16 protein-coding genes are annotated in these 21,237 nt (G+C 69.0%); 9 read left to right on the top strand and 7 right to left on the bottom strand.

From position 1 onward, the window contains the following. Window positions 1–28: 28 nt before the first annotated feature. The gene (locus tag I6N91_RS06070) at window positions 29–823 is read left to right on the top strand and encodes a shikimate 5-dehydrogenase (RefSeq protein ID WP_198811811.1); all 795 of its coding nucleotides are present in this window, start codon (window positions 29–31) and stop codon (window positions 821–823) included. Window positions 824–835: 12 nt separating this feature from the next. Here I6N91_RS06070 and I6N91_RS06075 read toward each other — a convergent pair whose 3' ends face one another. Next, window positions 836–1,525 carry an HAD family hydrolase gene (locus I6N91_RS06075; RefSeq protein ID WP_198811589.1) on the bottom strand — a complete coding sequence of 230 codons (690 nt, stop codon included), beginning with the start codon at window positions 1,523–1,525 and terminating at the stop codon, window positions 836–838. A 226-nt stretch (window positions 1,526–1,751) separates the two neighbouring features. Further along, window positions 1,752–2,546: an alpha/beta fold hydrolase gene (locus tag I6N91_RS06080; RefSeq protein ID WP_198811591.1), complete on the bottom strand. Its 795-nt coding sequence runs from the start codon at window positions 2,544–2,546 to the stop codon at window positions 1,752–1,754. 239 nt (window positions 2,547–2,785) lie between these two features. On the opposite strand from I6N91_RS06080, the gene I6N91_RS06085 reads away from it, so the two are divergent. Continuing rightward, on the top strand, window positions 2,786–3,994 hold the full coding sequence (locus I6N91_RS06085) for an MFS transporter (protein ID WP_198811592.1): 1,209 nt from the start codon (window positions 2,786–2,788) through the stop codon (window positions 3,992–3,994). Here the strand turns inward: I6N91_RS06085 and I6N91_RS06090 are convergent. Next, on the bottom strand, window positions 3,991–5,238 hold the full coding sequence (locus I6N91_RS06090) for a class I SAM-dependent methyltransferase (RefSeq protein ID WP_198811594.1): 1,248 nt from the start codon (window positions 5,236–5,238) through the stop codon (window positions 3,991–3,993). The two genes, I6N91_RS06085 and I6N91_RS06090, sit on opposite strands and share 4 nt — an antisense overlap. 243 nt (window positions 5,239–5,481) lie before the next feature. On the opposite strand from I6N91_RS06090, the gene groES reads away from it, so the two are divergent. The 4 genes from groES (at window position 5,482) to guaB (ending at window position 11,478) form a co-directional block, all read left to right on the top strand. Continuing rightward, window positions 5,482–5,778 (top strand): co-chaperone GroES, encoded by a 297-nt coding sequence (gene groES, locus I6N91_RS06095; RefSeq protein WP_055768411.1) that lies wholly within the window; start codon window positions 5,482–5,484, stop codon window positions 5,776–5,778. Between the two features lie 73 nt (window positions 5,779–5,851). Then, window positions 5,852–7,465: a chaperonin GroEL gene (gene groL, locus I6N91_RS06100; RefSeq protein WP_198811596.1), complete on the top strand. Its 1,614-nt coding sequence runs from the start codon at window positions 5,852–5,854 to the stop codon at window positions 7,463–7,465. Between the two features lie 291 nt (window positions 7,466–7,756). Further along, entirely contained in the window at window positions 7,757–9,799 is a 2,043-nt protein-coding gene (locus I6N91_RS06105; protein WP_307843256.1) for an acyltransferase family protein, read from the top strand. Between the two features lie 155 nt (window positions 9,800–9,954). Then, a complete protein-coding gene (gene guaB, locus I6N91_RS06110) occupies window positions 9,955–11,478 on the top strand; it encodes an IMP dehydrogenase (protein WP_307843257.1) in 1,524 nt (507 codons plus the stop codon). Between the two features lie 255 nt (window positions 11,479–11,733). Here the strand turns inward: guaB and I6N91_RS06115 are convergent, their stop codons facing one another. Together I6N91_RS06115 and I6N91_RS06120 are read right to left on the bottom strand one after the other, a co-directional pair. After that, window positions 11,734–12,570, bottom strand: a complete 837-nt coding sequence (locus I6N91_RS06115) for a PhzF family phenazine biosynthesis isomerase (RefSeq protein WP_198811598.1) — start codon at window positions 12,568–12,570, stop codon at window positions 11,734–11,736. A 147-nt stretch (window positions 12,571–12,717) separates the two neighbouring features. Then, window positions 12,718–13,563, bottom strand: a complete 846-nt coding sequence (locus I6N91_RS06120) for a phosphatidylinositol-specific phospholipase C/glycerophosphodiester phosphodiesterase family protein (RefSeq protein ID WP_198811600.1) — start codon at window positions 13,561–13,563, stop codon at window positions 12,718–12,720. Between the two features lie 225 nt (window positions 13,564–13,788). Here I6N91_RS06120 and ubiG point away from each other — a divergent pair, with 225 nt between their 5' ends. The 3 genes from ubiG to I6N91_RS06135 are packed head-to-tail and all read left to right on the top strand — an operon-like array spanning window position 13,789 to window position 18,153. Beyond that, window positions 13,789–14,580, top strand: a complete 792-nt coding sequence (ubiG, locus tag I6N91_RS06125) for a bifunctional 2-polyprenyl-6-hydroxyphenol methylase/3-demethylubiquinol 3-O-methyltransferase UbiG (protein ID WP_198811602.1) — start codon at window positions 13,789–13,791, stop codon at window positions 14,578–14,580. Window positions 14,581–14,598: 18 nt separating this feature from the next. After that, complete coding sequence (locus I6N91_RS06130) at window positions 14,599–16,308, top strand: nucleotide disphospho-sugar-binding domain-containing protein (RefSeq protein WP_198811604.1); 1,710 nt, start codon at window positions 14,599–14,601, stop codon at window positions 16,306–16,308. Window positions 16,309–16,335: 27 nt separating this feature from the next. Further along, complete coding sequence (locus tag I6N91_RS06135; protein WP_198811606.1) at window positions 16,336–18,153, top strand: ABC transporter ATP-binding protein; 1,818 nt, start codon at window positions 16,336–16,338, stop codon at window positions 18,151–18,153. A gap of 20 nt (window positions 18,154–18,173) precedes the next feature. Here the strand turns inward: I6N91_RS06135 and I6N91_RS06140 are convergent, their stop codons facing one another. Then, window positions 18,174–19,028: a VanW family protein gene (locus I6N91_RS06140; RefSeq protein ID WP_198811608.1), complete on the bottom strand. Its 855-nt coding sequence runs from the start codon at window positions 19,026–19,028 to the stop codon at window positions 18,174–18,176. 282 nt (window positions 19,029–19,310) lie between these two features. Continuing rightward, window positions 19,311–20,954, bottom strand: coding sequence for a ribonuclease J (locus tag I6N91_RS06145; RefSeq protein WP_198811816.1), 1,644 nt, complete (start codon window positions 20,952–20,954; stop codon window positions 19,311–19,313). Between the last annotated feature and the right edge of the window lie 283 nt (window positions 20,955–21,237).

Consider the following 21,237-nt stretch of genomic DNA (forward strand, 5'->3'; position numbering starts at 1 on the left):
TGGGCACGTGCCGATCCTCAATAAAGACATGACCCTGTGCATCTCCCTCGCCGCGCGCCCCAGCAATATCGGGACCCGGTTCCACAACTACCTGTACGACGAGCTGGGGCTGAACTTCATCTACAAGGCGTTCACCACCACGGACCTGCCCGCGGCGATCGGCGGCGTGCGCGCGCTGGGGATCCGCGGCTGTGCCATATCCATGCCCTTCAAGGAGGACGTCATCGCCCTCGTTGACCGCATGGACCCCTCGGCGACGGCGATCGATTCGGTCAACACCATCGTCAACGACGACGGCGTGCTCACCGCGTACAACACCGATTACCTCGCCGTGGCCCGGCTGCTGGCCGGCCGCAAGGTGTCCACGGACCACTCGGTGTTGGTGCGCGGCTCCGGGGGCATGGCCAAGGCGGTTGTGGCGGCGGTGCGCGACTCCGGATTCCAGGACGTGACCGTCGTGGCGCGGAACGAGGAGGCCGGCCGGGCGCTGGCCGGGCTGTACGGGTTCGCCTGGCAGCAGGACGTCGGCTCCTCGACCGCAGGGCTGCTGATCAACGTCACCCCGGTCGGGATGGCGGGCCCGGACGCGGACGAGGTCTCCTTCCCGGCAGCCGCGATCGGGGCGGCCTCGGTGGTCTTCGACGTCGTCGCGCTGCCCTCGGAGACTCCGCTGATCCGTGCGGCCCGCGCCGCGGGCACGCCCGTGATCACCGGCGCCGAGGTAATCGCGCTGCAGGCGGAGGAGCAGTTCGTGCTCTACACCGGCGTGCGGCCCTCCCCGGAGCAGGTGGCCGCCGCAGGGGAATTCTCCCGGCAGGGCTGACCCGGCGGGTGCTCAGGCAAGCAGCCTCGCCAGGGGGCTGTCGGTGAAGTTCTCCAGGAGCATGCGAACGTCCTTGTACACCTCGGCGGCCCCGGCCTCGCGCAGTTCGGCCTCGCTCGTGCCCCCGGTGGTGATGCCGATGGTGGGGATGTCCAGCTCCGTCGCCGAGAACACGTCCCAGACCGAATCGCCGACGAACACCGTGTTGCCCGCTTCCAGGCCGCCGGCCTCGAGGGCCGCCTGCAGGATGTCGGGGGAGGGCTTGCTGTTCTCGGCGTCCGAGGAACTCGTGGCGCCGGTGATGGCGGCGTCGGCGTCGATGACGCTGCGGAGCACCTCGAGTTCCTTTCCTGAGGCGGAGGAGGCGAGGACCACGACGAGGCCCTCGTCGAAGCAGCGGCCCAGCAGGTCGCCGGCCCCGTCGAACGCGCGCAGTGAGGGCCAGTAGGTCGAGAACACAGCGCCGTGCGTCGCGTCGAGTTCCCCGTCGAGGGAGGCATCGCGGTCCTCACCGAGCAGGTGCGCGACGAGTTTGTCGCCGCCCATGCCGATCGCCCGGTGGATCTCCGCCATCGGCACGTCGTGCCCGAAGCGGCGGAACGCCTGCCACCAGGCGATCGTGTGCTGGTAGTTCGAATCGACGAGGGTGCCGTCGACGTCGACGAGGACACCGCGGCGCGGTGATGCTGGCTGGGGGGTCATGGCTGCCACCTTAGCTGTCCGGGGGTTTCCCCGAGTCTAGTAAGCGCGGACCCGCGGCCGAAGGAATTCTGCGGCTGGCCCGCGGGGCGGCCGTCCTGTACGGAACGGCTGGACGGGGCGGACAGGCCGGACGGCGAATTCTGCGATGTCGCATCCGCGTCCGTGGAGCGGCCGTCTTGACTCGGGGTGGCGAAATCGTCGCGCACGGGCCCGGCCGCACCCGGAGTCAACCGGGAGAATCCAGGAACGCCCTCATATCGCCGGCGACCTGATCCGGGCACTCCCACAGGACCAGGTGCCCCACATCGGGATAAACCTTCAGAACGGCACCCGTTATGCGAGCCGCCAAGGCTTCCTGGTCCCTGCGTGGCAGCACGCCGTCCCGGTCGCCCCACAGGATCAGCGTGGGCGCATCGATGCTTCCCGACTCGGTGGGCGGCGTGGCCGCACGCAAGCCATTCAGGATGCGCTTCCAGGCATGCGCCGGCATTCTGGCGCCGTCGCGCACCCGGTCCTCAATGAACCAGGTGGGAACCGGATGCAGCAGGGGGAACCAGGATATCGAAGCCCGTACCCAGTCCTGCTGGACAGGGTCCGTGAGGCCGTCGACTTCGTCGGCGAATGGGGGCCGATCTCGAAGGCTCAGGGGAGAGCCAACGAGCACAAGCGCCGCGATGCACTCGGGGTACCCGACCGCCAACTGCTGGGCCACGTAGCCTCCGCTTGAGGAGCCGACGACGCATGCCCTTTGCACATGGAGGGCCTGGAGAATTGCTGCGGCGTCCTCGGCCTGTTCCGCCAGCGAATAGCCCTCCTGCGGTTTATCCGCGTCGCCCTGCCCGCGGAGGTCGGGGGCATAGACCCTGAAGTCGGCCAGGCCGGGTAAAAGGCGGTCGAAACTTCGCCGGGATTCAGCCCATGCATGAAGGAGCAGCACCGGTCGTGCATCGGCGTCACCCTGGACGAGACACGGCACCGTGATGCCCGTGCGGAGCCTAAGATTCCGGACTTCGGATTCCATTCCCTCAGGGTACGGAACCGAACCCGTCTGCGGGAGAAGCCTCGGCGAATCTACTGAGCCAGTCCCCGCGGCGGTGGAATTCTGCGGCTGGCCCGCGGGGCGGCCGTCCTGTAGGGATCGGCGGGCGGGGAATTCTTCGAGTTCTTGAATGGTTGTTCAATAACTGACAAGCGGCAGTGCGGCCGATATCCCGAAATGAACGTTCCCTACTGAACATTTCCAACCCGAGAAGAGCCTTCATGAACTCCAGCACAGCCACCGCGCAGAACGCCGCCTCACCGCCCTCCAGTCCGCCCCGCGCCCGGTCACCCTGGTGGGGTGTGGCGTCCCTGTCCGTTATCCTCTTTGCGCTCGTGACGAGCGAATTCCTCCCGGCGAGCCTGCTCTCCCGCATGTCCTCGGATCTTGGCATCTCCGAGGGCCTCGCGGGCCAGGCAGTGACCGCCACCGCCGTCGCCGCGGCGGTCACCGGTCCCGCCATCGCGCTGGTGCTGCCGCGGCTTGACCGCCGGATCGCACTGATCGGGCTCGTGGTCCTGGCAACGGTGTCCAACCTCCTGGTCGCCCTGGCCCCGTCCTTCGCGGTGCTGCTCACCGCGCGGCTCCTGCTTGGGGTGTCGGTCGGAGGTTTCTGGGCCCTGGCCATCGCCGTCGTCGCCGCCCTCGTCAGCCGCGAAAGGATCGGCCGCGGCATGATGGTCGTCAACGTCGGCGTCTCCCTGGCCACCATCCTCGCCGTTCCCCTGGGGCTGGTGCTCGGCGAACTGTGGGGCTGGCGCGTGCTGTTCCTGCTGGCGGCCGCGGCGAGCGTTGTGGGCCTCGTCCTGGCCGCGGCCTGGCTTCCGCCGGTCGCCCCCGAACCCTCTCCGGGCCGGGCCTTCCTGGCGACCCTCCGGTCGCCGCTGGTGATCGTCGGAATGGTCGGCATGTTCCTCATCGCCGGCGGACACTTCGCCGGCTTCACCTACATCCGCCTCGCCGGAGACCTTGTCGCCGGGCTCACCGCCGAGGGGTTCGCCCTGGCGCTGGCCGCCTTCGGCATCGCCTCGTTCGTGGGCAACCTCGCCAGCGGCCCTGCCGCCGACGGCGCACTCCACCGCTCCGTCGTCGTCATGGGGGCGGCAGTGGGCATCGCGACCATCCTGTGGGCCACCCTGGGCGTCAGCCTCCCGGTCGCTGTTGCGGCCATCGTGCTCTGGGGACTCGGCTTCGGCGCCATCCCCACCCTCATCCAGTCCTGGATGGCGCGGGCGCACCCGGAGAGCCTCGAATCGGTCTCCGGGGTCACCGTCGCCGCCTTCCAGCTGGCCATCGGCCTCGGCGCGGCGGTGGGCGGGGTGCTCGTCAACAGTTTCGACGTCCGGGCGGCGCTGATCGCCGGCGGCGCGGCCGCCCTCCTGGGCGGTGTGCTGCTCGGAGTGGTGCGCACCCGCAGGCTCGGGGCCTAGCCGGCCGCCGGGGCCGGGTGCGCCGGGACGGGCTCGACGACGATGGCCACGCGGTCATCGCCGATCCGGGTCAGAACCAGCGTGGCCTTTTTCCGGGCCTTCCCGGAGCCGCTGAGCAGCTGCCGCCGCACCTCCTCCGGGGTGACCGAGGTTCCGCGCTTCTTGATGTCGAGGACGCCGATGCCTTCGGCGCGCACCCACTGCTTGAGGGCCTTGATATTGAAGGGGCGGGTCTCCACGATCCGGTAGGGGCGGGCGAACGGCGTCTCGTGGAGCTCCGGTGCGCAGATGTACGCGATCCGGGGATCGAGAAGGTGCCCGCCGAGCCGCTCCGCGACGTCGGCGACGAGGCCCGCCCGAATGACGGCTCCGTCCGGCTCGTACAGGTAGCCCTCCGGTGGGCCGACGGGGGCCTCCGGACCGGCGCCGAAGTCCTCGGCGCTGGTCAGCTCCGCCGCGCCGTGGGCGCTGAGCACGAGGGCGGCGCGGCGCACCCCGGGCCGGCGCAGCGCGTTGAACCACAGGGCCGCCTCGGTCACGTCGCCGTCCACGGAGACCCACTGGGCCTCGCAGTCCGCCGGTACCGCCTCGTGCGGGATGCCGGGGCCCAGCTTCACCCCCACGGGCGTGCCGCGGGCGGCGAGGTCCTCGACGAAGGACAGCGGGGGAGAGAACGCCTCGGGGTCGAAGATGCGGGTGGTGCCCGAGGAGGTGGTGCTGCGGCGGGCCGGATCCAGCCAGACGCCGTCGTACTTCGTCACATCCACGGCCGACGCATCGGCGTTCAGCACCGACGCGTTCGGCCAGGGGAGCAGGTTCATGGTCGCGGCGGCAGCGGTGGTCTCGTCGAGCTCGACGGCGGTCACTTCCCGCTCCAGGGTGGCCAGCGCCATCGAATCCGCGCCGATCCCGCAGCCCAGGTCGGCCACCCGCACCAAGTCCGCGGCCACGAACCGCTGCGCGTGGTGGGCCGCGACCCGCAGCCGCGTCGCCTGCTCCAGCCCCGCGGAGGTGAACACCATCCGGTCCGCGAAACCGCCGAACTTCGCGTGGGCCTTGGCCCGCAGGCGGCACTGGGTCAGGGCCGCTGCCACGACCTCGGGGGCGTGGCCAGCCCGGCGCAGCTGCTCGCTCAGCTGCAGGCTGCCGGCCTCCGAGTATGGACCCAGCGAGTTCAGCAGCTCCCAGCCCTGGGGCGTGAGGATCGGTGCGATGGAGTCGGTGACGGGGTTCTCGGAAGCCATGATCCAACCCTAGGCGACGTACCCGGCGGTCCGCTCCGTGCTCCGGGGCGCGGAGCACGGTCCCGGAAACCCGCGCGATCTGGCACTCGCCTTGACCGAGTGCTAACCAGTGCATAAAGTCAGGGTTGGCACTCTCAGTAGGAGGGTGCTAATCCCGAGGAAGCGCCGGCCGGCACCGCGACGACGGTCAGCGCCCACCGAGGGCCTACATTCCATTAGTAACGAACGCAAAGGAGAGCCCGAGTGTCGGTCTCTATTAAGCCTCTTGAGGATCGTATTGTTGTCCGCCCGCTGGAAGCCGAGCAGACAACTGCTTCCGGTCTGGTCATCCCGGATACCGCTAAGGAAAAGCCCCAGGAGGGCGAAGTTGTAGCAGTAGGACCGGGCCGTGTCGACGACAACGGCAACCGCGTTCCCGTCGATGTCGCTGAAGGCGACATCGTCATCTACTCGAAGTACGGCGGAACCGAGGTCAAGCACGGCGGCCAGGAGTACCTGGTGCTCTCGGCGCGCGACGTCCTGGCGGTCGTCGTTAAGTAGGCTTTTTCCGATGAAGACCCCGGCCAGTACTGGCCGGGGTCTTCTCACTGCACCAGCCTGAAAGGAACAAACCATGGCAAAGCAGTTGGAGTTCAACGATGCAGCCCGACGCGCACTCGAGGCCGGCGTCGACAAGCTTGCAAACACCGTCAAGGTGACCCTTGGCCCGCGCGGACGCAACGTCGTGCTGGACAAGAAGTGGGGAGCGCCCACGATCACGAACGACGGCGTCACCATCGCCCGTGAGGTCGAACTCGACGACCCCTACGAGAACCTCGGCGCCCAGCTGGCCAAGGAAGTCGCGACGAAGACCAACGACGTCGCCGGTGACGGCACCACCACGGCCACCGTGCTCGCACAGGCCCTGGTCAAGGAAGGCCTGCGCAACGTTGCCGCCGGCGCCGCTCCGGGACAGCTCAAGCACGGCATCGAGGTCTCGGTCGAGGCCGTCGCCGCGCGCCTGCTGGAGAACGCCAAGGAGGTTGTCGGCCACCAGACCGCCAGCGTCGCGGCCATCTCCGCCCAGAGCACCGAGGTCGGCGACCTGCTCGCCGAGGCCTTCGACAAGGTCGGCAAGGACGGCGTCATCACCATCGAGGAATCCTCCTCGACCGTGACCGAGCTCGTCCTCACCGAAGGCATGCAGTTCGACAAGGGTTACCTCTCCCCGTACTTCGTGACCGACGCCGAGCGCCAGGAAGCCGTCCTCGAGGACGCGCTGATCCTGATCAACTCCGGCAAGATCTCCTCCCTGGCTGAATTCCTTCCCCTGCTGGAGAAGGCCCTCCAGGCCGGCAAGCCGCTGTTCATCATCGCCGAAGACATCGAAGGCGAAGCGCTGTCCACCCTCGTGGTGAACAAGATCCGCGGCACCCTGAACGCCGTCGCCGTCAAGGCGCCCGGCTTCGGCGACCGCCGCAAGGCCATGATGCAGGACATCGCCACCCTCACCGGTGCGCAGGTCGTTTCCCCCGATCTGGGCCTGAAGCTGGACCAGGTCGGCCTCGAGGTGCTGGGCTCCGCCCGCCGCATCACGGTCACCAAGGACGCCACCACCATCGTCGACGGCGCGGGCGAAGCCTCCGACGTCGCCGACCGTGTGGCGCAGATCCGCGCCGAGGTCGAGCGCACCGACTCCGACTGGGACCGCGAGAAGCTCCAGGAGCGCCTCGCGAAGCTCTCCGGCGGTGTGGGTGTCATCAAGGTCGGTGCCGCCACCGAGGTTGAGCTGAAGGAAAAGAAGCACCGCATCGAAGACGCCGTCTCCGCGACGCGCGCCGCACTCGATGAGGGCATCGTCGCAGGCGGCGGTTCCGCACTCGTCCAGGCCGGCAAGGCCCTGGACACCGACAGCAGCGTCCTCGCCCTCGAGGGCGACGCCGCAACCGCCGTCGGCCTGGTGCGCCGCGCCCTGGCGCAGCCGCTGCGCTGGATCGCCGAGAACGCCGGCCACGAGGGCTATGTCGTCGTGGCGAAGGTCTCCGAACTCGAAGACGGGCACGGCTTCAACGCCATGACCGGTGAGTACGAAAACCTGATCGACGCCGGCATCATCGACCCGGTCAAGGTGACCCGCTCGGCGCTGCGCAACGCAGCCTCGATCGCCGCCCTGGTCCTGACGACCGAGACGCTCGTCGTCGAGAAGCCCGCTGAGGACGAAGAGGCCGGCCACGGCCACAGCCACTAGTCCCCGCACGGCAGGGCCCGCCACGGGCCCCGCAGGCAGGCAGCAAGCACCCCGGCCGGGTCCACCGGCCGGGGTGCTTCGCTTAACGGGCGCCATTCAACGTCTGCGGCCCGCCCGCCGGCACGTAGGCCCGGTTGCTCCCGGCCGGCGTCCGGCCGAAGCCCGCGGCAGCGGCTGCAGGGGTCCCGGAGCCCCTCCAGATCACGAAACGGTAAACTGGAGCTTTGTGCCGTCGCTGCCTGCGGCACACCGGGCGCTCCGCGGCGCCGTTAGGCAAGCGAAAGGGTCGATGTGGGTGTAACGAGAACCGCGCCGGAGGAGAACCTCCCCGCGGCCTCCGCGGCGCGCCAGCGGCGTCCCGAGGTGCAGGGCCTGAGGGCCCTCGCCGTCGTCATGGTGGTGCTCTACCACGTGTGGCTCGGCCGGGTCTCCGGCGGCGTCGACGTGTTCCTGCTGATCTCCGCCTTCCTGCTCACGTTCTCCTTCGTCGGCAAGGTCGAGTCGGGCCGGCCGCTGCAGCTGCTGCGGTACTGGCTGGGCCTCTTCCGGCGCCTCCTGCCCGCCGCCGCCGTCGTCCTGGTGGCCGTCCTGGCCGCCACGGCCGTGCTGGCCCCGCCCTCCCGGTGGCCGGGGATCTTCGACCAGACGTGGGCGTCCCTGCTGTATGTGCAGAACTGGGAACTTGCCGCCAACGCCGTCGACTACTACGCCCAGGACGACAGCAACGCCAGCCCCCTGCAGCACTTCTGGTCCCTCTCCATCCAGGGCCAGGTGTTCCTGCTGTGGCCGCTGCTGTTCGCCGTCTCCGCCCTCGCGGCGCGGGCCGCCCGGCGGCGCTACCGCACCGTCCTCATCGCCGTCTTCTCGGCGGTCTTCGCCCTGTCGCTCGCCTTCTCCGTCTGGCAGACCACCCACCACCAGGCGGCCGCGTACTTCGACACCCGGTCCCGGCTGTGGGAGTTCGCGCTGGGCTCCCTGATCGCGCTCCTGCTGCCATATGCCCGGTTCGGAATACGTACCCGGGTGGTGCTCGGCTGGGTCGGGCTGGCCGCCATGCTCAGCTGCGGGCTGCTGCTGCAGGTGCAGCAGCAGTTCCCCGGCTGGATCGCCCTCTGGCCGACCCTGGCCGCGGCCTGCATCCTCGCCGCCGGCCGCACCGGGAGCCGCTTCGGTGTCGATCGCCTGCTGAGCGCGGCGCCCCTGGTGCGCCTCGGGGACAACTCCTACGCCCTGTACCTGTGGCACTGGCCGATCCTCGTCTTCTGGCTCCTGACTGCCCGCAAGCCCGAGGCCGGACTGCTCGACGGTGCCCTCGTGATCACCGCGTCGCTGCTTCTCGCGTTCGCCACCACCCGGTTCGTCGAGGTGCCCGTACGGTCCTGGTCGTGGCCCACGCTGCGCAGGCGCCGCACCGGGCTCGTCGTGGCCGCGGCGCTGGCCGTCGTCGCCGTGCCCCTGTCGGGGTGGGAGCTACAGGTCCAGGCCCAGGAAAACGCCGCCCGGATGCAGACGGCGGACGACAACCCCGGCGCGCGGGCGCTGGCCCCCGGGTTCGAGTACCGCGGGGCAGAGGACGCCGTGGTCCTTCCGCTCGCCAGCGCCCTGGGCGACGAATGGGCCGAGTACGACGGCCCCTGCGAAGGCGCACTGGCCCCCACCGACCCCCGGATCGAATTCTGCTCCCAGGCCGGCAACGCCGAGTCGCCGGAGCGCACCATACTGATCCTCGGCGACTCCCACGCCCAGGTGTGGCTGACCGCGGTGGGCGCCCTGGCCACCGAGCACAACTGGAACGCCGTCCTGGTACACAAGCCCGCCTGCCGGTTCGGGGCGGAATCACCCACCATGAGCCCGGAGTGCAATGCGCACAACGCCGCGGCCCTCGACTACGCCCTGGACCTAGAGCCGGACGCCGTGCTGACGGTCGGGTCCAAGACGGACTGGAGCTCGCCCGCGGAAACCGTCCCGGACGGCTACGCCGCCGGGATGCAGCCCTTCCTTGACCGGGGCATCGAGGTCGTGGCCCTGCGTGACACCCCGCGGTTCGAGTTCGATATGGCCAAGTGCGTCGAGCTCAACAGCGGTGACCCCGACGCCTGCGCCCTGCGCCGCTCCGAGCTGCTCGCCCCGGTGTCCCCGCTCGAGCAGGTCGCCCGGGACAACCCCGGGATCGGCGTGCTGGACCTGACCGACCAGGTCTGCGCCGACACCTCCTGCCCGGGCCTGATCGGGAATGTGCTCGTCTACAAGGACCGCGACCACCTCACCAGGACCTACGTCAAGACGATCCAGCCGGTCTTCAACGAGCGGTTCCTCGCCCTCACCGGGTGGTGAGCCGCCGCCCGGGCTCCGCTGCGCCAGGGTGGATGCCGTCATGCCCGCCGGGGAATAGGGCTCGGCAGGGATTGGTTTTAGAATGGTTAAGAGCCGGACGGCAGAGCCGCCGATGGCACCCCCACCCGCGGTGACACCCCGAAAGAGGACCAGTAGTGACCCTGTCTGAGCAGAACGAACCCCACGACCCCTTCGGATTCATTGGCCTCACCTACGACGACGTGCTGCTGCTTCCCGGCCACACCGACGTCATCCCGTCCGAAGCCGACACCTCCTCACGGGTTTCCAAGCGGATTTCCGTCCAGACGCCGCTGCTCTCCGCCGCCATGGACACCGTGACCGAGGCGCGCATGGCCGTTGCCATGGCCCGCCAGGGCGGCCTCGGCGTGATCCACCGCAACCTCTCGATCGCCGACCAGGCCGAGCAGGTTGACCGGGTGAAGCGCAGCGAGTCGGGCATGATCACCAACCCGCTGACCATCGGACCTGACGCCACACTCGCCCAGCTCGATGAGCTGTGCGGGCAGTACCGCGTCTCGGGTCTTCCGGTCGTCGACGACTTCGGCCACCTCCTCGGCATTGTCACCAACCGCGACACCCGCTTCGTCTCGGAGCAGGATTACCCGCACCGCCTGGTGCGTGAGGTCATGACCAAGATGCCGCTGATCACCGGCCGCGTCGGCATCAGCGGCGACGAGGCCATTGCGCTGCTGGGGACGAACAAGATCGAGAAGCTTCCCCTCGTCGACGACGAAGGGATCCTCCGCGGACTCATCACCGTCAAGGACTTCACCAAGGCCGAGCAGTACCCGCTGGCGACCAAGGACGACGACGGGCGCCTCCGGGTCGGTGCCGCCATCGGTTTCTTCGGCGACGGCTGGGAGCGCGCGATGGCCCTCGTGGACGCCGGCGTGGACGCCCTCTTCGTTGACACCGCCAATGGCCACAGCGCCGGGGTCCTGGAGATGGTCGCCCGGCTCAAGGCCGAGAAGTCCCTGGCGCACGTCGACATCATCGCAGGGCAGGCGGCCACCCGTGCCGGCGCCCAGGCCCTGATCGACGCCGGTGCCGACGGCATCAAGGTCGGCGTCGGGCCCGGCTCAATCTGCACCACCCGCGTCGTCGCCGGCGTCGGGGTGCCCCAGGTCACCGCCATCTATGAATCCGCCAAGGCCGCCATTCCCGCCGGTGTGCCCCTCATCGCCGACGGCGGCCTGCAGTACTCGGGCGACATCGGCAAGGCTCTGGTGGCCGGTGCCGACACGGTCATGTTGGGCTCGCTCCTGGCCGGATCGGCCGAGGCCCCCGGTGAACTGATCTTCGTGAACGGCAAGCAGTACAAGACCTACCGCGGCATGGGCTCGCTCGGCGCCATGCAGACCCGCGGGAAGAACACCTCCTACTCCAAGGACCGCTACTTCCAGGCCGATGTCAGCGGGGACGACAAGCTCATCCCCGAGGGCGTCGAGGGCCGCGTCGCGTACCGCGGGCCGCTGGCCTCGGTGGCGTACCAGCTCGTGGGCGGCCTGCGCCAGACGATGTTCTACACCGGAGCGCGCACCATCCCCGAGCTCAAGGCCAAGGGCAAGTTCGTGCGCATCACGGCGGCCGGGCTTAAGGAGTCTCACCCGCACGACATCCAGATGACGGTTGAGGCCCCGAACTACGGTTCGAAGTAGTTTTCCGACCCACTCGGGCGTTTCGCGCAGTAGGCCCCCGCCACCCACCAGGGGTGCGGGGGCCTCTTCGTGTTCAGGGGCCGGGGCAGCCCGCACCCCGGCCGTCCGTCTTCGTCGAGTGTGCAGATAGCCACGCTCCCGGCCGTCCTCCTCCCGTCGAGTGTGCAGATAACCACGCTTTGCATGGTGGATAGCGTGGTGAGCTGCAGTTTCGGCGGGGTCTCACCGATGACGGCTCGCCGACGCCGCCCGGCCTCATTCGGGAATTGGCACCGCACTGCCGCTGACCGAAACGCGCGCATCGGTAGGGGAGACGTCGATCTCGAGGGTGCTCGGCCGTCCCATGTCCTGGCCCTGGAGGATCGTGATCCGCTGCGGCGCGGTGATGAGTCCCAGCTCCCGCAGGTAGCCGCCCAGAGCTGCCGCGGCGGCGCCGGTGGCCGGGTCCTCCACCACTCCACCGACGGGGAAGGGGTTGCGGGAGTGGAAGGTGCTGGAGTCCTCGCGCCAGATCAGCTGCAGCGTGGTCCAGCCCCGCTCGGTCATCAGTTCCTTGAGGGCCTCGAAGTCATAGGCGAGATCCGCCAGGCGCGCACGGGAGCGGGCCGCCAGCACCAGATGCTCGTTGCCGGCGAAGGCCACCTGGGCTGGAAGCGCCGGATCGAGATCCTCGGGTGCCCACCCGAGTGCGGCGAGGGCTCCGGCGGTCTCCTCGGCGGAGGCAGCCCGGCTGCGCGTTGGTGCACTGACGAGGGTGGCCCGGTGGCCGGAGGACGTTCCGGCCGTCGAGACGGCGATGTCACCCACTGGGGTGCCGAACATCAGGTCTCCGGGACCGATCCGCTCCGCCAGCGCAACGGCCGTGGCGATGGTCGCGTGGCCGCAGAACGGCACCTCCGCCAGGGGACTGAAGTACCGAAGGGTGTAGTTCCGCCCGTCCCCGGGCCAAACAAAGGCCGTTTCTGAATATCCGACGTCGGCGGCGATGCGCTGCATTTGGCTCTCGTCCAGTCCGGTGGCGTCGAGCACGACGCCGGCAGGGTTCCCGCCGTCGGGGTCGCTCGTGAAGGCGGCGTATCTAAGAATCTCCATGGCACTACTTTGCCCCACGGCCCGTGTCCCGGGGGAGGACCGCGGCCCGCCCGGCGGGGCAGGGCGCGGTACCGGCCCCAGGTCAACCGGTGGGGTGGGATGGTGCTGCGCGGCGGCTCCCCGTCGGAGGAGGCGCCGCGCACCGGCCTACCCCCTTTCGGCGAGGAACCGCTCCAGGGCCGCCAGGTCGTCGGTGTTGATGTGGTCGACGCCGGCTGCGAGCAGTTCGGCCCACACGGCCTCGCGGGCCGGTCCGGGCAGGTCCGGAGTCGCCCAGAAGCGGACCCGCGCCCCCTGTGCGTGGGCGGCCGCGACGTAGGCCGTCAGCTTTTCCCGCTCGGCCGCCGGCATGTCGCCCACACCCCGCCAGGAGAAGAGCTGCTGCCAGTTGTTGCTGATCAGCGGCATGAGTTCGGAGGGAAGGGCGCCGCCAAGATCCGACGCCCGCCCGTCGTAGAAGCCGAAGCGCTGTTCGGCGGCGCTCATGACGGACAGCGGCCGGTTGCCGCTGATCACCGCGGCCACGGCCCCCGCTTTGGTCTTCCCGTGCGTGTAGCGGGTGAGTATCGTGCGGTGCTCGGCGAGCTCCTCCTCAATGGCGGCGTAGGTCGGGCCCGCCTCGCTCTTGATGTCGATCAGCAGCTGGAACTGCCCCTCCCACCCCGGGTACACGCTGCCTCCATGCCCCTTGACGAGCGCGTCGAGGGGCTCCAGGTACAGGCTCTCCAAGGTGGCCCCCGCCCGGACATCCTCGCGGTCGTGCGCAACGAGGAGTTCGCCGTCGACGAGCCAGACGTCCGCTTCGACACTCGTGAAACCGTGCTCCAGCGCGTCCAGGAGCGGGCGGTCGTGTTCGTAGTCGTTGTGGGCGTGGGCCGCGGCGTGGGGGTCGCCCAGATCGACGCCGTGCTGTGCCGCCGGGGCCGGTGCGGTGCCCAGGGTGCTGAGGGCGGTGAGGGCTGCCGCCAGCGTGGCTGTCCTTCTCAGGAACATTGGAGTCCTTTCGGTTGAGGCCCCGGGGCCCGGGGCCCCTTCACGCTAGGGACCCTGAATGGTCGGCAGGCCGCGCACAGTTGACTCCCCGGTGAACTCCAGGAAGACACCCCCCGTGCGGAAGCAATCGGGTCCAAGGGCCCTGTCGAACGTGCGGTCCTGGGAGCAAAATATGCGCAGGGCAGGCAGCGGCGCGCGCGGGCCCTTCCACGCGGAGGAGGGGCCATGGCCATCGACAACGACATCTACAACCGCCTCGGCGAGACCTGGTGGGACGAGGACAACGTTCTGAACATCCTCCATGGCAGCTGCACCCCGGGACGGATGGCCTACTTCCGGGAGGTGCTGCGGACGCTGCTGTTCGGCACCTACGCCGGTCGAACGGCGTTGGACGTCGGCTGCGGCTGCGGCTTCCTGGCCGAGGAGTTCGCCCGGCTGGGCTTCTCGGTCACCGGTGTGGACCCGTCCGAGGTGGCAATCTCAGCCGCCCGGAAGCACGCAGGACAGGCCGGGCTGAACATCCGGTATGTCGTGGGCGCGGGGGAGGAGCTGCCGGTCGGCAGTTCAACGTTCGACGTCGTCTACTGCTGCGATGTGCTCGAACACGTCACGGACCTGCCGCGCGTCCTTGAGGAGAGCGCACGGGTCCTTCGACCGGGAGGCCTCTACCTGTTCGACACCATCAACCGCACGCGGACCAGCAGGTTCCTGGGCATCAAGGTCATGCAGGACTGGTCCCTCACGAAGGTCACCGACGCCACCCTGCACGAGTGGGATATGTTCATCACGCCGGACGAGCTGACCGACCAGCTCTCCCGCAGGGGCCTCGTCATCGAGGAGATCGCCGGGCTGGCGCCCCGGGCCCGGACGCCGGTGGTGCTCAAAAGCTTCTACGACGCCCGCAGGGGCAGGATCAGCTATGGGGAGCTCAGCCGGCGGCTCGATTTCGGCAGGGTCAAGAACACCCGGGTTTCCTATATGGGCTACGCCCGCAAGCCGGCAGCGGCCGGGACCTAAGAGCGCCGGGAGGCACCGATGGCAACGTATCTTCTCTGCAGCTCCCCGATCTATGGGCACGTGGTGCCCCTGGTCGAGATCGGCCGGTACCTGCGCGGGCAGGGGCACCAGGTGGGCATGCTCACCGGAGCCCGGTTCGAGGACACCGTCACCGGTGCCGGCCTCAGGTTCCTGCCGCTGCCGGAGGCCTGCGACTTCGACGACCGGGACCTTGACCGCTCCTTCCCGGGGCGCGCCGGGAAGAAGGGACTGGACCGGCTCCGCTTCGACATGGCGGAAGTCTTCATCAAGGCCCTGCCCCACCAGTACCGCGCCCTGCGGGAGGAGCTCGACCGGACCCCCACCGACGCCGTCCTGGCCGAATCCGGCTTCACGGGCGCCGTCGTCCCGCTGCTGCGCACGGAACCGCGCCCGCCGATCCTCTTCAGTGGGATCATCCCCCTCGCCTTCTCCAGCAGGGACACCGCCCCCTTCGGCCCCGGCCTGCCGCCCCTGCCCACGAAGGCCGGGGTGCTCCGCAACGTGCTGCTCAACACCCTGATGCAGAGAGTCGTCTTCCGGCCCCCGCACCGGGCGGCGAACCGGCAGATGAAGGCCACCGCCGGGGTGCCCCTGCCCGTGCACTTCCTGGACGCGGCCTCCCTCGCTGACCGGTTCCTGCAGTTCACCTGCCCCGGCTTCGAATACCCCCGCAGCGACCTTCCGGCCAGCGTGCGCTTCGTGGGCCCTGTCCTTCCTGCCGGAAGCGATGATTTCACCCCGCCGTCCTGGTGGGACGAGCTGCAGGGCGGGCGCCCGGTCATCCACGTCACCCAGGGCACCATCGACAATAAGGACCCGGGCCGGCTCATCCTGCCCACGCTCCGGGCCCTGGCGGACCTGGATGTCCTGGTGGTCGCCACCACCGGAGGTACGCCCCTTCCGCCCGGCGACGTGCCGCCGAATGCCCGCGTCGCCGATTTCCTTCCGCACGAGCACCTGCTGCCCCTGGTGGATGTGATGATCACCAACGGCGGATACGGCGGAACCCAGCGCGCGCTGGCGGAGGGACTGCCGGTGATCGTCGCCGGGGACCGCGAGGACAAGCCCGAGGTTGCGGCCCGAGTGGCCTGGGCCGGGGTGGGGATCAACCTGCGCACCGGCTCGCCGTCGCCTCGGGCGATCCGGAAGGCCGTCCGGCAGGTCCTGTCCGACCCCTCCTACAGGGATGCGGCAGGACGGCTGGCCTCGGAGTACGAACGCTATGACGCCCTGCCGATGATCGCCCGCGAACTCGAGTCCACCCAGGCCGGGCCGCCCCGGGGCCGCGGCCCGTCGGGCGGGGGCCGGAAGGGGCTGGCCCTTGTCTCAGCGGTCCAGCTGGCCCTCGGCGTCGCAGGATTGCGCCGGGCGTTGAGGAAACGCACGGCCTACGACATAGGATTTCTCCGTGGCTCAACGGACACCATCGAGCGTGACCAGTGGTTAACGGGTACCAACCTTTCGGCGCCCGGTGGAATGCTCGTGCTCCAGGCGGCCTGCACCGCGGCCCTGCTCCGCGGGCCCAGCCGCCGAGCGGCCAGGACACTCGGCATCCTCGGAGCCATCATGACGGGCGGGTATCCCGCGGAGCGGTCGGTCCGGGCCAGCTGGCGGCGGCCCGACGACGGCGTGGCGCCCCTGACGGCGGCGGCGGCCCTGCTCGCGGCGCTCATGGCGGCCCTGGGCTTCCGGACCGCCGGGAGGTAGCCCCGGCCGGCGGCGGGTGCACGCGCCGTGGCTGAGCGCTCCGTCTCGCGCCTGCCCCTGATTCCGTACGCCCGCGCCGTCGGCCGGATCCTTGCCCTGAGCGCCAAAGCCTCCCCGGGCGCCGTCGCCATGAAGGTCCTCGGGTCCCTGATCGGGGCGGTGCTCCCGCTGGTCACCACCTACTTCGCCGCGCTCACCACGACGGCGCTCGCCGAGGCGTATGCGGGAGACCCCGACGCGGGCGGGCGCGCCGTCGTCTACGTGGTGGTGACGGCGGCACTTGGCCTGTTCTGGGGTGCCTTCACCAGCATCGACCGGTACATCCAGCAGGTGCTCAGTTTCCGGGTCGGCGCCATCGTGGGCGACTCGATGTACGAGAGGTTCCTGGCGCTGGAGTTCTGGCGCTACGACGACAAGGAAACCGTGGACCTCTACGATCGGGCGCGGCGTTTCTCCGACTCCTACCCGCGGGTGCTGGACCGCATCGCCGCCATTTTCACCCAGTTCGTTTCGGTGATCCTCGCCATCGGTGCCCTGCTGCTGGTGAGCTGGTGGGTGGCGCTGATCGTGCTGGTCGCCATCGTGCCGAGCGTGTACCTGCAGTTCCGCCTCTCCCGGGAGCAGATGGCGCACTGGAACACGCAGGTGGACTCCCGCCGGCAGCGGCGCATGATCGAAACGAACATCATGCGCCCGCAGTACATCGCCGAGATCCGCCTTTATGGGGTGGTGGAGTACCTCATGCAGCTGCGCTCGCGCCTGCGCGAGGCCGACGAGCTGCGCCGGCTCGACTTCCAGCGCCGCTACATTCCGAAGCAGCTGCTCGCCGACGCCCTGCAGTACGGCGCGGAGGTGATCGCGCTGCTGTGGGTGGTCGGACAGATCATCGCCCGCGCCCAGCCGGTGGGCCAGTTCCTTTACATCCAGCAGATCGTCAGCCGGGCCCTCGGTACCGCGAACGAGCTGGTGAGCTCGCTGAGCTCCATCGACGAGGACCTGTCGAACCTCAAGGACTACGAGCAGTTCATGGAGCTGCCGGTCCCCGAGGCCACCGGAGAACCCCTGTCCGGGCCGCCCTCGCGGATCGACCTGAAGGACATCCGCTTCACCTACGCCGGCAGCGACCTGGAGGTACTCAAGGGGATCTCCCTGAGTATCGAGCGCGGGCGGCACATCGCCATCGTGGGCGAGAACGGTGCGGGAAAGTCGACCCTCATCCGGATCCTGGCCGGGCTCTACCGGCCAAGTTCCGGCGCGGTCCTGCTCGACGGGCGCGATCTGGACACGGTCGGAACCCCCTCCTGGCACCGCTACCTTGCGGTGATGTCCCAGGACTTCCTGAAGTACGAGTTCGCGACGGCGGGAAACAACATCTACTTCGGCGACGTCGCCTCGCCCCGGGAGGAGGACCGGATCGAACGCGCGGCCGCCGACGCGGAGGCCGCGGACTTCATCCGCCGGCTCCCGAACGGCTTCGAGAACCACGTGAGCAACTGGATGGAGGACCCGCGGGGGCGCAAGGGCAGCGGGCTCTCGGGCGGGCAGTGGCAGCGGCTGGCCATGGCACGCAACTTCTACCGGGACGCGCCCTTCATCGTGATGGACGAACCCACCTCGGCGATCGACGCGCTGGCCGAGCACCGCATCTTCACCCGGCTCTTCGAGGACCGCTCACGGACCATCGTCGCCATCAGCCACCGGCTCGCCACGATCGAGAAGGCCGATGTGGTCTACATGCTCGAGGACGGGCGGGTGGTGGAGTCCGGCACCCACCGGGAGCTCGTGGAGCTGCGCGGACGCTACTACCGGATGTTCGAGAGCCAGCTCCAGCCCACCGTGCCGTAGACCCTTCCCAGCGGGGCACGTCAGCGGGCGACGGCGTGCCCGGCCGGGCGCGCCGGAAGGATCTCCGCCCGGATCAGTGACCGGTCGTAGGCGACCCGGCCCTCGTTCTCGAGGATCAGCTCCTCGGAGACCTCCAGTCCGGTCCGCTTGTCGCGTTCAATCCGGTACACCTTGTTGTGCCGGTACACCTCGTTCCCGGCCTCATAGAAGTAGGCGTCGCGTTCGCGGATGTGGAACTTCATGGGCAGCTCCCGGTCTGCCCGCAGTTCTCCGCTGAGGTACTCCTCCGACGTCCAGGTCCGGAACTGGAAGGTGTAGGGAGTCCGGTTTTCGACCTGGTAGTCGAGGTAGTTGAAGGCGATCGAGGTGCCGGTGCCCCAGGGGATCTGGCGGTTGTAGTCCGGGAACAGGTCAAGTCCGTTGTGGTGGTGGTGCTCGACGACGGTGAGCGGGCTGTGGAGGACCATCCAGTGGAGCAGGTTGGTGAACTGGCACATTCCCCCGCCGATGCCGCGGGTGGGTTTGCCGTTGCTGATGGTCAGACCCTCCTTGTAGCCCTCCTTCGCCGAGCACCGGCCGGCGAGGCTCCAGAAGGAAAAGCGCTCGCCGGGGGCGATGACAATCCCGTCGATTTTCGGGGCCGTGAGGCCCAGGCTGACCGCCTTGTTGTCCTGGAGTTCGGTCTCTACGTTCCCCAGCCGGCGCCGGATCAGCGAGTTGTGCTTATAGACGGTGACGGGCAGCGACTCCGTCGAACGGGTGGAGGCGATCTCCGTCCGCTGCCGGAAATTCCGCAGATGCCGCAGGAAGATCATCCGCTCCATGGCGATGCGGTAGGTCAACGGCGATATTTCGCCGAAAAGTTTTCTTGCCACTTATTTCCCCCAGCTGAACTAAATCCAACCGAAGTGTATCCACGGGCGGGGAAATTTCCGCATCGAGGGAGTGCCGTTCAACGAAGCGCCGGGGTTCCCGTCGGAAGCGCCGGGGCTCCGCAGGGCCTGTGCAAACCCCGCGCCGTCGAGGCTGCCCGGTTAAATGCCGATCCCCGGCCCAGTGCGAAGGAGGCGCGGGACCGGGGACCGGTGGTTACCGAAAATCAGTGTTACCGGAAATCAGTGCTTACTGGAAATCAGTGCTGTCCGGGGATCGTGCGGCTACGCGTCGACGACGATCGCGGTGATCACCGGGGTGCGGTTGTAGAAGCGCCGCATCCAGTTCGCGGTGGCGCGCTCGATGACGGCCTCCGGATCCAGGGTGCGGGCCCCGCGCCCGCCCTGCCGGCCTGAGGGCCCGTCGGCGAGGGCCTTCTCGACGGCGGTGCCCGCCTTGTCGAGGTCGGCCGGGTCGCATGAGAAGCCCTGGATGAAGAACTCCGGGGGCTCGGTCATGGTGCCGGTCTCGGCGTCGATGATGGCCAGGACCGTCACCGAGCCTTCCTCTGCGAGGCGGCGGCGCTCGCGCAGGGTCTCCTCGGTGATGCCTCCGACGCTCGCGCCGTCGACGAACACGAGCCCGGCGGGCACCTTGCCCGAGACGGTGGCGCGTCCGCGCTGGAGGTCGACGGTGACGCCGTCCTGGGCGATGATCACGTTGCGTGGCTCCACGCCCGTCGCGACGGCGATCTCGGAGTTGGCGCGCAGGTGGCGCCATTCGCCGTGCACCGGCATGACGTTGCGCGGCTTGACGATGTTGTAGCAGTAGGCGAGCTCGCCGGCGCTGGCGTGGCCGGAGACGTGCACCTTTGCGTTGCCCTTGTGCACAACGTTGGCGCCGATCTCGGTCAGGGCGTTGATGATGCCGTAGATGGCATTCTCATTGCCCGGGATGAGCGAGCTGGCCAGCAGGACGGTGTCGCCCTCGCTGATCTTGATGGCGTGGTCGTTGTTGGCCATCCGGGACAGGGCCGCCAGCGGCTCGCCCTGGGAGCCGGTGCAGATCAGCACGACCTTGTGGTCGTCGCTGCGCTCGAGCTTCTTGAAGTCGACGAGCAGGCCCTGCGGAATCTTGAGGTAGCCCAGATCCGCGGCGATGGTCATGTTGCGGACCATCGAGCGGCCCACGAAGGCCACCTTGCGGCGGTGCTGGTGGGCGGTGTCGATGATCTGCTGGATGCGGTGGATGTGGCTCGCGAAGCTTGAGACGATGATGCGGCGCGGTGCGGTGCGGAACACGGCGTCGATCGCGGGGGCGAGGTCCTTCTCCGAGGTGGTGAAGCCCGGCACGTCGGCGTTGGTGGAGTCGGTGAGGAACAGGTCCACGCCCTCGGCGCCCAGGCGTGCGAAGGCGCCGAGGTCGGTGATGCGGCGGTCAAGCGGGAACTGGTCCATCTTGAAGTCACCGGTGTGCAGCACCATGCCGGCTGCAGTGCGGATCGCGACGGCGAGGCTGTCGGGGATCGAGTGGTTCACGGCGACGAACTCGAGGTCGAACCCGCTCATGGTGCGGCGGTCGCCTTCCTTGACCTGAATGGTCTTGGGGGTGATGCGGTGCTCCTTGAGCTTGGCCTCGATGAAGGCCAGCGTCAGCTGGGAGCCGACGAGGGGGATGTCGGCGCGTTCGCGCAGGAGGTACGGAACGCCGCCGATGTGGTCCTCGTGGCCGTGGGTGAGCACGACGGCGACGACATCGTTGATGCGTTCGCGGATGTAGGAGAAGTCGGGCAGGATCACGTTGACGCCGGGCTGGTGGTCCTCGGGGAACAGGACGCCGCAGTCAACGATCAGCAGCTTTCCGCCGAATTCGAAGACGGTCATGTTTCTGCCGATTTCACCGATTCCGCCCAGGGCCACGATGCGCATTGCGCCCTTGGCGAGTGTCGGGGGAGTTTTCAGTGCGGCGGGTGTTTTATTCACGAATTGGTATTCTCTCGTCGATGTCGCGGCGGGCGGGCCGCCGCGTGGAATGGTCGTGCTCGAAGGGTGATGCTCAAAAATAAATCCGCGCAGTCCGCGGGGACCGTCCGGTGCTGTTCCACCGGGTGGAGCGGTGCGAACCTCCGGGGCCCGGTGGCTGCGCCGGGTCGAATGGCCGAGGGAAACCGCCCGCTTCGTTGCGGTGCGGGGTGCCGGCGCCCGCAGTTCT

Origin of the sequence: Arthrobacter sp. MSA 4-2 (assembly GCF_016405885.1) — a bacterium.
Classification (GTDB): domain Bacteria; phylum Actinomycetota; class Actinomycetes; order Actinomycetales; family Micrococcaceae; genus Arthrobacter_D.

Excerpts from the sequence above, each read along its gene's own strand:
- I6N91_RS06080 (WP_198811591.1), bottom strand. The coding sequence starts at position 2,546 with ATGGAATCCGAAGTCCGGAATCTTAGGCTCCGCACGGGCATCACGGTG.
- I6N91_RS06130 (WP_198811604.1), top strand. The coding sequence starts at position 14,599 with ATGGCAACGTATCTTCTCTGCAGCTCCCCGATCTATGGGCACGTGGTG.
- I6N91_RS06085 (WP_198811592.1), top strand. The coding sequence starts at position 2,786 with ATGAACTCCAGCACAGCCACCGCGCAGAACGCCGCCTCACCGCCCTCC.
- I6N91_RS06145 (WP_198811816.1), bottom strand. The coding sequence starts at position 20,954 with ATGCGCATCGTGGCCCTGGGCGGAATCGGTGAAATCGGCAGAAACATG.
- I6N91_RS06120 (WP_198811600.1), bottom strand. The coding sequence starts at position 13,563 with ATGTTCCTGAGAAGGACAGCCACGCTGGCGGCAGCCCTCACCGCCCTC.
- I6N91_RS06070 (WP_198811811.1), top strand. The coding sequence starts at position 29 with ATGACCCTGTGCATCTCCCTCGCCGCGCGCCCCAGCAATATCGGGACC.
- I6N91_RS06075 (WP_198811589.1), bottom strand. The coding sequence starts at position 1,525 with ATGACCCCCCAGCCAGCATCACCGCGCCGCGGTGTCCTCGTCGACGTC.
- groL (WP_198811596.1), top strand. The coding sequence starts at position 5,852 with ATGGCAAAGCAGTTGGAGTTCAACGATGCAGCCCGACGCGCACTCGAG.
- I6N91_RS06090 (WP_198811594.1), bottom strand. The coding sequence starts at position 5,238 with ATGGCTTCCGAGAACCCCGTCACCGACTCCATCGCACCGATCCTCACG.
- ubiG (WP_198811602.1), top strand. The coding sequence starts at position 13,789 with ATGGCCATCGACAACGACATCTACAACCGCCTCGGCGAGACCTGGTGG.
- I6N91_RS06115 (WP_198811598.1), bottom strand. The coding sequence starts at position 12,570 with ATGGAGATTCTTAGATACGCCGCCTTCACGAGCGACCCCGACGGCGGG.